At 47.5% G+C, this 12,988-nt stretch carries 7 protein-coding genes and 1 pseudogene; 3 read left to right on the forward strand and 5 right to left on the reverse strand.

The genetic code is table 11. The features are described from left to right. Positions 1-638 precede the first annotated feature (638 nt). A complete protein-coding gene (locus tag QN379_RS03975; protein WP_322236293.1) occupies positions 639-1,544 on the reverse strand; it encodes a LysR substrate-binding domain-containing protein in 906 nt (301 codons plus the stop codon). 776 nt (positions 1,545-2,320) lie between these two features. Here QN379_RS03975 and QN379_RS03980 point away from each other — a divergent pair. Next, positions 2,321-3,160: pseudogene (locus QN379_RS03980) on the forward strand (crotonase/enoyl-CoA hydratase family protein); the annotation flags it as partial. 315 nt (positions 3,161-3,475) lie between these two features. Here QN379_RS03980 and pdeR read toward each other — a convergent pair. Further along, a complete protein-coding gene (pdeR, locus tag QN379_RS03985) occupies positions 3,476-5,500 on the reverse strand; it encodes a cyclic di-GMP phosphodiesterase (RefSeq protein ID WP_322236295.1) in 2,025 nt (674 codons plus the stop codon). A gap of 1,025 nt (positions 5,501-6,525) precedes the next feature. Between pdeR and QN379_RS03990 the strand changes: the two genes are divergently transcribed. Together QN379_RS03990 and QN379_RS03995 are read left to right on the forward strand one after the other, a co-directional pair. Continuing rightward, positions 6,526-7,830: an MFS transporter gene (locus QN379_RS03990; protein ID WP_322236297.1), complete on the forward strand. Its 1,305-nt coding sequence runs from the start codon at positions 6,526-6,528 to the stop codon at positions 7,828-7,830. Between the two features lie 206 nt (positions 7,831-8,036). Next, positions 8,037-9,212, forward strand: a complete 1,176-nt coding sequence (locus QN379_RS03995) for an iron-containing alcohol dehydrogenase (RefSeq protein ID WP_322236300.1) — start codon at positions 8,037-8,039, stop codon at positions 9,210-9,212. Between the two features lie 211 nt (positions 9,213-9,423). On the opposite strand, the gene QN379_RS04000 is transcribed toward QN379_RS03995, so the two are convergent. The 3 genes from QN379_RS04000 to QN379_RS04010 all read right to left on the reverse strand — a co-directional run bounded on the left by QN379_RS04000 (position 9,424) and on the right by QN379_RS04010 (position 12,965). Continuing rightward, entirely contained in the window at positions 9,424-10,626 is a 1,203-nt protein-coding gene (locus tag QN379_RS04000; protein ID WP_322240482.1) for an ABC transporter substrate-binding protein, read from the reverse strand. A 380-nt stretch (positions 10,627-11,006) separates the two neighbouring features. Beyond that, positions 11,007-11,798 (reverse strand): glucose 1-dehydrogenase, encoded by a 792-nt coding sequence (locus QN379_RS04005; protein ID WP_322236302.1) that lies wholly within the window; start codon positions 11,796-11,798, stop codon positions 11,007-11,009. Beyond that, the gene (locus tag QN379_RS04010; protein WP_322236304.1) at positions 11,799-12,965 is read right to left on the reverse strand and encodes an acyl-CoA dehydrogenase family protein; all 1,167 of its coding nucleotides are present in this window, start codon (positions 12,963-12,965) and stop codon (positions 11,799-11,801) included. It lies immediately after the preceding gene. Positions 12,966-12,988: the final 23 nt, after the last annotated feature.

The following is a 12,988-nucleotide window of genomic DNA, read 5'->3' on the forward strand; positions in this document are numbered from 1 at the left end:
TATCTGTGCCCACTCCGAACTTTGAGTGCTTATAGTTAGATACTAGTTGCCAGGCAACATTTTCTAGGTGGCACACATTACCGTTACAGAGCATAAATACCCAATGACTAATGCCCAAGGAGCATTGGTTAATGACTTATTGACGTTTCTTTTCTTCTTTTTTAACTTTTTTATCAGCCTTTTTTTCTTTCATTGTCTTGGCTGGTTCTTTCTTTACCGCTTTTTTTGTATCTTGACCCTTGCTCATGATTTAACTCCATTGGTAAATTTCGATACGCCATCGTTGATCAAATAATCGCCGTAATCGGTATCGTTGCGTGATGATAATCCTTTAGTCACAGTCTGTGACGGGTTACATGCAATAACCGTAGGTATTGCATAGAAAAAACACTATTTATCTTCAATAGTTATTGGTCTGAGCAACTATCGCGTTGATCCATGCGTATTTTTACACTGAAATTTCTTTTGGTGTGTCAGGTTTTGAATGCAATTTTAATTCATAAACCGACTGTCAGATATAAGCAGATCGGTGCGATTTTGATGGAATCAGTCTATAAGCCAGACCATGATTTTATGAGGCGCTATTCTAGTGCGCTCATCCGAGCGCGTCCTGTTGATTGCTGCGGTTTATTGTCGATTTAAGACATCGCCTTAGAGAGTGTGGAAGCGCGGATAAAATTGACCAGTTCGCGCGCATATACCGGCAAAATATCTAATTTCTGTACCACGATACTTCTTTCACGTAGTGCCCATGGTTCATCCAGTTCAATGATAGAAAGTTGCATGGTGTGACTGTGGCGCTGCGCAGCTGATTGGGGCATGACGGCGATACCGACATTAGTTTCAACCATCCGACACATGGCTTCAAAACTCCGTACCTTAATCCGTAATCGTAGGGTTTTTCCGCTCTCAGAGACGATTTGATGCAAAAAATGCTGTAGCGAACTTCCTTCATACAAGCCGATTTGCTCGTAAGGAATTGTGTCGGCAAAGGTGATATTGCCGGTTACCGCAAGCGGATGATTGACCGCCGTCACCAAAACCAATCGGTCGGTCGAAAAATTAATAATCTCAAGGCCTTGATTGTGAACTGGTCCCGCGACAATACCGATGTCTGCAGTACCTTCCAGTATGCCTTGCAAAATACCCTGATTGAGTCGCTCTTCGAGTGAAATGTTGACATGCGGATACTTGGTGAGAAAAGCACCGAGAACTTCTGGCATGAATTCTGTTACGGCAGTAGTGTTGGCGAAAATCCGAATATGACCTTTGATGCCATTGTTGTATTGCTGCAAATCGCTTGTCAGTCGTTCAACCTGTTGCATGAATTGCTGTGCGTGATGTAAAAAAGTTTCGCCTGCGGGCGAAAGGCAAATGCCTTTATTTTCTCGATAAATCAGCCGCATACCGAAGCGTCCTTCCAACGCCTTGACCCGGCTGCTGGCAGCGGCAAGAGACATGTGAATTCGCTCGGCACTGCGGGTAAGACTTTTCAACTCAGCGATATATATAAATAAGCGTAAATCAGTCAGGTCAAACAACATAGAGTAATTTCCTTCGAAAAATAGCAAATGTCGGAATATTGTCGAACGGTAATGAATATGCTGTCTGCTTTGGTATTACCGCGATTATGAATGGGTTGCGTGTTATAGATTAGTTTGTAAGTTATTAAACTTTAATTTGGCTTTTTTTTTCTATATCCAGTGGGAAAATTCTTTTATTTTCATGTGTTTTTAGACCACAATTTATTCTTGGAAATGTTGTAAAATAAAAAATTCTTAGCTTCACGGTTGTTGTAATAAAACATCTTTCTGATAGTTTGAATGTGAAAATTCCCTATAAATATGTGGATGTAGCTAACTTCTCGTGGTTTGAATTACGAGGTAGCGCAGTTGTACACTATTTTCTGGGTTATAAATTTCTGTGTAAAAAATCCTTTAAACTTTGTCGGATTATGTTTGGTTTGCCGGATTTTATGTTCTGCATTTTTTTAGCTTACGCTTACTGCAATATAGAAAAAAATGGCTATGTGTTTAATTTCTTAAACCTTTTTGTTGTCCATCCTTTTTTAATTGTTGCGGCGCTGTTGATAAGCGTTCGGTTTTTTCTGAAACCTGCGTTGATGCGGACTTATTGCATGGCATGGTTGGCAATACAAGCTCTTTCCGAGATTAAGGTGGCAAGAAAATGTATTGCCCAAAAGATGAATTTTTTTGGGCTCAGGATGGATAGATAAAACTGATTTCTTATGCTATTCAACGGGATCGTTTAGCTATAACTTTTTTACGATCCGCATCTACTCTCTTAGACTAGTTTCTGAATGCCATTATTCAATCACCCTAAAACCCGGCGTTTTATCGAAGCCGGTAACCTATCTCAAATGTCCGCGTGGTACGAGGCTGAGCGAAATGTAATGTGGATGATGCTACACGCGCATCCTCGGCCCTGTTTCAACCCCGAACTTCTGAAGGACATTTCAAATCTCACGCGTGCGGCGCGTGAGTGTCATCTACCGATCGATTTTTGGGTCACTGGTTCAACGGTGCCCGGCCTTTACAATGTGGGTGGCGATCTATCTTACTTTGCGCAGCATATCAGGTCGGGTGAGCGCGCACCATTAATGGCATATGCCCGCGCTTGTGTCGACGCCGTCTATGAGGCGATGAATGGCTTTGGGGTTGGTGCCATTACGATTGCAATGATAGAAGGAACCGCTTTAGGAGGTGGTTTTGAAGCTGCTTTGGCGCACGAATATGTATTGGCGCAAAAGGACGCGAAGCTAGGCTTTCCAGAAATTGCGTTTAACCTATACCCTGGCATGGGAGCTTATTCGTTGGTCGCCCGGAAGGCGCATATGCGCCTTGCCGAACAGCTTATCAGCACGGGTGAAGCGCATAGTGCAACCTGGCACCACGAAAAAGGATTAGTTGATCGCTTATTCGAGCCGGGCGAGGCTTATAAGGCAACGCGCACTTTCATTGATAACGTCAGGCCAAAGCTCAACGGGATTCGCGCCATGCTGCGAACCCGTCGGCGCGTATTGCCGATTACGAAGACGGAACTGCTTGATATCACTGAAGATTGGGCGGAGTCGGCGTTTCGTCTGCAAGAGAAAGATCTCGCTTATATGGAGCGTTTGGTACTGCTTCAAAATAAGCGCGGTATTAAACCCGCTGCGATTTCTTCAAATGAAGGTCTGGCCACATCTACTGTAGTAAATGCCGGACCAGACAAACAAGCGTCGTCGAGCGTATCGTTGTCCAACGGTTAAATCGCGTTGCAAAGGCGGATGCGTGTTGGCACATTTTATTTATCGGTGAGCTGCTAACGCTTTTCATTGACTCGGCGTGTTCAAGAATAACTATTCCTGAGCACGCCGAAGTAGCATAAATTCCCGAGGGAAAGCTATTCTCAAGTCTGCTTTAATTCAGATTCCGGTGCGAATGCGCACTAGTAAATAGGTATTGATTTTGCATTAAATAGAGCGTGCCTTTGTCACGAGGCGCACGACCTTGTTAGAGGATGCTGGCATCCAAGCGTTAAAATCTGACAGTTTCATCGGTTTTGCAAACAGATAACCCTGCGCGTAGTCAATTCCTATATTACGCAGAAATTCTGCTTGCTCGGGTGTTTCGACGCACTCAGCCACAATTTTTAGACTCAACTCATGACCTACTGCAACCATAGAACGGACTAAGGCCTGGGCTTTGGCATCGGTGTGAATCGAATGGATGAAGCTGCCGTCGAGTTTAATGACGTCTAATGGTAAACGGGATAATTGCGATAGCGACGAGTAGCCAGTACCGAAGTCATCCAGATGTACTTCTGCGCCCAGTTCGCGGAACATCCGAATAAGACGATGGGCTAGTTTTTCGTCCTCTATCAGGCAGCTCTCGGTTAACTCAATGTCGACCATGGATGGACATAAATCGTTAGACAGAATGGCTTTTGTAAAGTCTTCTATGATGGTTGGAATACGTAATTGGCGGGCCGATATATTAATGGCTACGCGCACGTTAAGGCCTTGCTTCTTCCATGCTCCAGCTTGCTTGGCAGCTGTCTCCATCACCCAGCGCCCGAGTGGAACGATCAATCCGGTCTCTTCAGCATAAGGTATAAACTCACCCGGCATGATTAGGCCTCGCTCTGGATGATTCCAGCGAATTAAGGCTTCAACGCTATCCACCTTGCCAGTCAAAAGCGATACTTTCGGTTGGTAGTACAACTCGAACTGATTATCAGCCAGTGCGTTGCGCATGTTAGTGTCAAGCCACACGTATTCGCTGGCTTTTTTATTCATCTCCCTTGAAAATATACAAAATGTGCGTTTACCGTTGTCCTTAGCGACATACATTGCGGTGTCGGCGCTTCGAATCAACTCTTCGAGGTTTGCCCCATGTTCCGGGAACATGGCAATACCAATTGAACAGCCGGAATAGACTTCTGTGCGTTTAAGGTGGAACGGCAACTTCATCCGTTCCAAAATACGTTGCGCGGTAGCCTCAATAACGTCCTGCGAAGGACTAGCTATCATGATCAGGAATTCATCTCCACCGATTCGCGCTAGCACATCCTTTTCTGTAAGGCATGATGAAAGAGCAACGGACACTTCTTTAATAAGCTCGTCACCGGTGATATGGCCATAATGGTCATTCACTTTCTTAAAGTTATCCAAATCAAGGAATATTAGCGCAAAGGCTTCAGCATTCGGTGGCGCAATGGCGGTTGTGATTTTATCTTGAATAGCATTGCGGTTCGGCAAACCGGTCAACATGTCCGTTGTAGCCATCTCGACCATTCGCTCTTGCGTACGAAGTTCGTCGGTCACATCGGTACCAGAGCAGACCAGAAATTTTTCTTGTACGCCGCTTCCAGATTCGATGATGGTGTTGCGCCACTTTATGATTCGCACCCCTTTCTTTGTATTGATGGGGCGCAATGTTTCGTAAGTCTTTTCGCGGTGAAAAAAACTATTGACATTTGACCGCGTGTCTTCGCGTTGTTTCTCGTGGACAAACAAATCCAAAGCATTTTTACCCACAACATCGGATTCCATGACGCCTGTCACTTCTTCGCACAGCCGATTGAATCGTTGAATTTTTCCTGCGCTGTCGATGATGACGACTAATGAGTTAACCTCGGAGACAACTTGTTCAGCAAATGAGAGACCGCTTTCTAAGTCCTTTGCGACAGTATCTGTATCCCCGTATTGCGCTGCAGTCCCGCCCCATAACCAGGTATCAGTTTTTCTACCCACGAGATGAAGGCGAATGGGGTTGCCAAAAATAGTTACTGAAATCGCTATGCTTGAAGTGACCCCGGTCATTGATCGAACGTCCCGAGCTTGTGCCGGAGAGAGTTCAACTGAAACGGTGACTGAATTAACGTCGCCAGATAAATCGAGTGCATCGCTATCGGTTGTTAATCTCCAGCAGGGACTAGAGGTGCCGAAATGGGTAAAAAGCTGTGGGTTATCAATGTCTTCTTCGAAGTTAAGCATTGCGACTCTTTCATGTCAGCGTCTAAAGATATGTTGTGGAATATGTTCTTATAAGTAACATTACGCTAATAGTGTTTTTTACGCCAGAAATAATAATTTGTTTTATCATAAGAACGTTCTTTCGACAGAATAGCAAAGGAATAGTCTTAGCAAGTGAAGAAAGTATGACATTAATTAATTAGCACCACTATGACGTAATGTTTAATTAATTTCATCAACCAATTTGAACTAATTTGCCCAATCGAAGGATGCACGATGGCTGTACATAATCAAGGTACCCCAATTGCGTCTCGCTCCCGTGTGTTCCTGAATGTCCAAAAACTCACGGTTAGTTCTTCCCTCAGCGACCGTAAGCTGACTAACAGATAATATATTTTCGCCCTTTTATTGACCTTAACGAAGGCTGACCTAAAGTCGCTATTCTTATTTATGTTGGTGATCTGGAAAACATGGCTGCAACGTTGTATTCTACGAGAAGTTTGGCAATATAATAATCATAAACATCTAGTGAATAATGTTAAGAACTGCATAATCATGCAAGCCTCTAGTGGGAAAAGAAAATGCATAACAAACCAGATCGAGGCAATTTCAAATTGTGTGATGAGTCGGTATATATGAGCAGAGATATAAGCCCAAATACGAACCCAGCCAGACAGGGGTCAGACAGGGGTTGCATCTTGAGCGTGCCGTTCCAATCATGCTGAGGAACGTAAGCATGTAACGGAAAGAGAAAGATTAGTTACTGCTTATTGCGCTTTTGCGTTGCACCATTCTGAGGATGGTGTTGTTGCTTATATAACTGGGCGTAATATTGCCAGCATCACCAGCGAGGCTAGTCTGTAGTCGTGGACATGTTAGCCGGTTGTTTGTAACTGATGGAATGACGACCCGCGGTGATCCCGCCGTACATCTTCGATTAAGGAATATAAAACGTGCGCTACTAAATTGATTCTGAAGTGGCGAATAGTCGACTAGACAGTGTGTGACCAAGAACCACCCAATACAATAATTACATGGAGATAACGATGTTAAAAACAGCAACTGGCAATACCACGCAAGAAAAGAGCTTTGAGGAGGAAACGTATGCCAAGGTGACCTGGCGTCTGATTCCGTTTCTATTCATATGCTACGTATTCGCTTACCTGGATCGGGTGAACGTCGGTTTCGCCAAACTACAAATGCTGTCAGATTTAAAGTTCAGCGAAACCGTTTATGGACTAGGTGCAGGGATCTTTTTCATCGGCTATTTTCTGTTTGAAGTGCCAAGTAACATCGCCTTACATCGTTATGGTGCGCGTAAATGGATTGCGCGAATAATGGTCACTTGGGGCGTTGTTGCGGCAGCGATGGTGTTTGTAAAGACGCCAACCATGTTTTATTTGCTGCGTTTTCTTCTGGGGGTTGCTGAAGCTGGCTTTTTCCCTGGCATCATTCTGTATCTGACCTACTGGTATCCTGCCGCACGTCGCGCAAAAATCACCGCGCTGTTCATGACTGGTATCCCTATTGCCGGAGTCGTCGGTGGACCGCTCTCGGGCTGGATTTTAAACAGGTTTCATGGCGTCAATGGCCTTCCTGGCTGGCAATGGTTGTTTTTGCTGGAAGCGATTCCATCGGTCTTGACCGGTATTGCTGTGTTCTTTTATCTTGACGATAAGATCAACGTGTCCAAATGGCTGACGCCAGCGGAGAAATCGTTATTGGAAAAAAATATCGCGGGCGATCAAGGCAATCTGGAAGTGCATAGTGCCATGGGCGCATTTAAAACCAAACGCGTCTGGGTGTTGTGTGCAGGCTACTTCGGTATCGTGATGGGACTTTACGGAGTCGGTTTTTGGTTGCCAACCTTGATCAAGGCATCCGGCGTTACTGATGCGCTCGATATTGGGTTGCTGACGATGATTCCATATGGCGCTGCCGCGATCGTGATGGTATTGGTAGGTCGTAGTGCTGATCGCATGAATGAGCGCCGCTGGCACGTTGCGGCACCTGCGGTGTTGGGCGCCATCGGTTTGGTGTTCAGTACCTTTTATGCGGACAACACAGTATTAGCCATTCTAACCTTGACCGTCGCAACAGTCGGTATCCTGGCAGCACTCTGCCAGTTCTGGTCAGTGCCAACCGCATTTTTGGGTGGTGCGGCAGCGGCAGCGGGTATTGCGCTGATTAATTCGGTCGGTAACCTTGCCGGTTTCGTCAGTCCTTACCTCGTCGGATGGATTAAGGACAAGACGCATAGTACAGATATTGGTCTGTACCTTATCGCCGTTTCATTGGTGATCGCTGCAGTGATAATGTTAAGGATGCCAAAAGCTATTGTAAATCGATAAATTCTAGCGATTGAGTCAGATTTTTTAGATAAGATTGCTGCGGCTGCGGAAATATTCGGCAGTCGCAGCTTTTGCATTTAAAAGTGCAATAAGCGTGCCATTAAGCGTGACATTAAGCGTGCCCATAAGTATGCCAATAAGCGCGTCAATAAGTCGCTAGACAGCGGTTCGGTCCATAATGCTGGAAGTGCTTTAAACAGGAGGTCATGATGCAAGCAGCCGTTCTCAATCCATTTAGTTTCGACACCGTGGCGCACATTCATTCTGAGCCTGGTGCGACCAAGCGTCTCGGCGCACTCTTGACGCAACGCTTTCCCGCGGCGAAATGTGTGCTGATCGTCACCGATAGTGGCTTTTTATCTACCGGTCTGGTTGATCCAATTGTGGCCAACGTACGCAGCGCCGGTCTAACGGTACAGATTTTTTCCGAAGTAGTGGCCGATCCACCTGAAGCCGTAGTGTTACAGGCGGCTGCTTTCGCGCGACAGCATCAGATTGATGTGGTGATCGGATTGGGCGGTGGTAGTTCTATGGACGTCGCCAAACTGATCGCTGTGTTAGCCGGAGGAGCGCAAGCACTTGATACGATGTATGGCATCGGTAATATCAACGGTCATCGCCTGCCGCTGGTGCAGATTCCGACGACCGCCGGGACGGGATCAGAGGCAACCCCGATTGCGATTGTGACGACCGGCGAGACGACCAAAATGGGCGTCGTTGCGCCGCAACTTTATGCCGATCTGGCGTTACTGGATGCCGAATTGACGCTCGGCTTACCATCGCACATTACTGCTGCTACCGGCATCGACGCCATGGTGCATGCGATTGAAGCTTACACCAGCAAGGTGAAGAAAAATCCACTATCAGATATGCTGGCGCGACAAGCCCTGACGTTGTTATGGAATAACATTCTTCCAGCGTGCAGAGATGGCCGCAATTTGGCCGCCCGACAAGCCATGCTGCTGGGGGCGCTTTTAGCTGGGCAAGCCTTCGCGAATGCGCCAGTAGGTGCGGTGCACGCGCTGGCCTATCCGATTGGCGGCATTTTTCATGTTCCGCATGGACTATCGAACTCTTTAGTGTTGTCGCATGTTTTGCGTTTTAACGCGCCGATTGCAGCGCCGCAATACGCAGAGCTGGCCGACATCATCGCGCCATCTGCAAGCGGCAGCGCTGAAGCACGTGCCGAGACCATGATTATGGCAATGACGAGGCTGGCCCAAGAACTAGGGATTGAAACGCGGTTGCAGCAAGTTGGGATTAAGGCGACTGATCTTGATCGTCTGGCGGACGATGCAATGCTGCAAACACGACTGCTAGGCAACAACCCACGCGAAGTTACCCGGGCTGATGCGCATGCCATTTATAGCGCTGCATTATAAGAAGCAGCTAAAAGCTGGGCGGCTTATTGTGCATCTTGAATACTGAGCCGGTCGCGCATCACGTTTTATGCTGCGCACAGAACTTTGTCAACGTTTGTTTCGCAGCGGTTGAGGCGATATTTATGTAGGCTTATAAGCTGATCTGAAATACCACGGCGACGACCTTAAATGCACGTCGTCGCCGTTTTTTTTTCAAGTTTTTAGAGTTTGCTTATTTCCAGAGTGAGCATTTTGATTCTGCTTTGGTGGTGAATGCCTGATCGCCTGGAATCGTTTGAATGACTTTGTAGTAATCCCAAGGATATTTGGATTCTGCTGGCGTCTTGACTTGCATCAGGTACATCTCATGGACCATGCTGCCGTCTGGACGGATCTCACCATTTTTGGCGAAGAAGTCATTAACTTTGGTTTTGCGCATTTGCGCCATGACTTTCTCACCATCGTCAGTACCGGCGGCTTTAACCGCATTCAGATAAAACATGGTTGCTGAATAATCGGCGGCATGTAGCATCGATGGTTCTTTCTTTTCCTTGGCAAAATATTTTTTCGCCCAAGCGCGGCTTTCTTCATTTTGATCCCAGTACCAACCGTCGGTCAGGTACATGCCTTGGGTCAGCTTCAGACCGAGAGAATGCACATCGTTGATAAACATCAGAAGACCGGCCAGCTTCATGTTTTTAGTCAAACCAAATTCGTTGGCGGCCTTGATCGAGTTAATCGTATCGCCACCAGCGTTTGCCAAACCTAGAATTTGTGCCTTGGATGCTTGGGCCTGTAACATGAATGAAGAAAAATCGGCCGCTGAAAGGGGATGCTTGACTTCACCTAACACCGTACCACCGTTGGCTTTCACCACCGCAGATGTATCTTTTTCCAGTGACGCGCCAAACGCATAATCGGCGGTCAAAAAGTACCATGATTTACCACCTTGCTTAACGATTGCCGAACCTGTGCCTTTTGCCAGCGCCACGGTGTCATACGCATAATGAATGGTGTAAGGAGTGCAATCTTCATTGGTCAAACGGGCAGTGCCACCACCGATGGAGAGGAAAGGTTTTTTCTTTTCTGCCGCGACCTTGGCCATGGCCAGACTGGTTGCTGAATTGGTGCCACCAATCAACATGTCGACGCCTTGCTGATCGAACCACTCGCGTGCTTTGCTAGCCGCAATATCAGCTTTATTTTGATGATCAGCGACTATAAATTCAATTTTTTTACCGTTCAGCGTTCCGCCGAAATCGGCAATTGCCATTCGGATGGCATTGGCGCCACCGGGGCCATCGATATCTGCATACACGCCGGATAAGTCGGTAATGAAACCGATTTTAACCACGTCGCCTGAAATTTGCGCTGAAGCCGGACTGATCAACCCGGCCGTAGCCAGGGTGACGAATGTGGCAGCTAATATCTTCATTTTTGGTTTGATTTTCATGTCTTCTCCGTTGAGTGTCTGAACAGGGTCTTGAGGTTAAAAAATGCGTTGATGGTTCTTGTTTTTTATACGCCGGAATAGTGTGCAACACTGATAGCCTGGCCGTCAACCCCGTCTTATAGAGCTGCCGATAAATTATCCGTGTCGATCACTTAAAACTGATTCGCCAACTTAGTAAAAAATTTATTACTGTATTTTTCATGTTGATCTAATAAATTATAGAATTTACACAAAACCATCCCAACAACGGGCTTGCTAACCCTGCCGACGACGACAGTGTGCTAGTACCGGGCCACGCTGGCCGGGCCACGCTGGCGGCTAGGAGAGCACAACGCAGTTGGGGCGATTTTGCGTAAGTCCTATTACAAACTGCTGCATAAATGGCCACCGTCGACCACGATTTCCGAACCTGTCATATAACGACCTGCATCGGAAGCCAGCAACAGCAATGCGCCATCCAAACTTGAACATTCTCCGAAGCTGCGTGAGGGTATTCGTGACTTGAGCTGATCGCCAGCCGGACTGCGTAAAAATTCTTCATTCAACTCGGTCACAATATAGCCCGGAGCAATCGCATTAACCCGTATTGCGTAGCGTGCCAGTTCCAGCGCCATGGAGCGGGTGAGATGACTTAATCCCGCTTTCGCTGCACAGTAAGGGCCGACGCCACCTGAAACGCGCTCTGCGAGGATAGAGGTCACGTTTATTATGCTGCCGCCACGGTTGAAACCGACCATGCGCTGGGCTGCTTCCTGTGCCAAAATCCATGCACCTTTGAGGTTGGTGTCGATGATGGCGTCCCAATCGTCATCGTCGTACTTTAAGACATTTTTAGTGTTGCTGACGCCCGCATTGTTGACGACAATATCGAGTCGGCCGCACGTCTCAACGGTGGCATCAAGACACGCCTGTATTGAGTGACGACGGGTGACGTCAAGTGCAATTGCATGGGCTTTACCGCCGTTGGCTTCGATTTCCGCGACCAGTGTATGCAGCAGATCAATGCGTCGGGCGGTGACCATAACCTCAGCACCAGCGGCAGCAAGCGTCACCGATAGATGTCGACCGATGCCGCTGGAAGCGCCGGTAACCAACGCGACGCGGCCACTGAGGTCAAAAATGCTCATAATCGATTTAACCGAACTATCAGTCATTTAATTCTCCGGTGACCGCAGCATAATTTTTTTAGCCAGACTCATCCGATGTATTTCGCTCGGACCATCGTAAATACGGAAAGCGCGCACATCGCGGAAGATGCGTTCGACGATGGTTTCACCAGTGACGCCTCGCCCACCGAGGATTTGGACGCAACGATCAACCACGCGCCAGATGGCTTCGGAGCTGATGACCTTGGTCATGCTGGATTCGACGTTACCGCGACCGCCGCCGTCAAGTACATCAGCGCAATGCCAGATCGCCAGTCTGGTTGTATGCATATCCATCTCGTTATCTGCCAACATAAAACCGACGCCTTGATGATCGCCTAGCGGTTTTCCGAAGGATTGCCGGGTGCGCGCGTAGTCGCAGGCGATATCGTGGGAGCGTTGCGCGGCACCTAGCCAACGCATGCAATGCGTCAGGCGCGCCGGTGCCAGGCGGATTTGTGCATAGCGAAATCCTTTGCCGATTTCGCCCAAAATGTCGGTCGCCGGTATCCGCAGATTTTCGAAACGAAGTACTTGATGACCGCCAGCAAAGCAGCTGTCGAGAGAATCCATGGCGCGCTCGATGATAAATCCCGGACGGTCGGTGTCGGTCAGAAACATGGTGGCTGAACCGTCTTCCATTTTCGCCATGATGATGGATACACTCGCACCTTCAGCGCCAGTGATAAGCCATTTGTGACCATTGATCACATAGTCGTCACCATCTCGCACCGCTGTGGTGGCGAGCATTTGAGGATCGGAACCAGCACCATCCGGTTCACTCATCGCAAAGCAGGAACGGGTTAAACCTTGAACCATTGGTACTAGCCAGCGTTCTTTTTGTGCTTCGGTAGCCACCACTTCCATCAGATGGACATTACCTTCATCAGGTGCATGGATGTTTAATGCAACCGGGCCAAGTGGCGAATAACCTGCCTCTTCAAACACGATCGCTTTTTCGATATGCGAAAGACCCAGGCCGCCCATTTTTTTCGACGCATGGGGCGTGAGCAAACCATGCGCCCGAGCTTTCTCGATCAGCACTTGCCGCAGTTCTGCACTTGGGCCATGCGGCGACTGACGTGGATCGTTCTCCATCGGAATAATTTCTTCGGCAATAAAGCGCCGGGTTTTCTTCTGCAAAGCCAGCAGATCTTCGGGAATACTAAAGTTCATCTTGTTATTCCTATCGTAAAAAA

Source organism: Glaciimonas sp. Gout2 (genome assembly GCF_035018905.1).
GTDB lineage: Bacteria > Pseudomonadota > Gammaproteobacteria > Burkholderiales > Burkholderiaceae_D > Glaciimonas.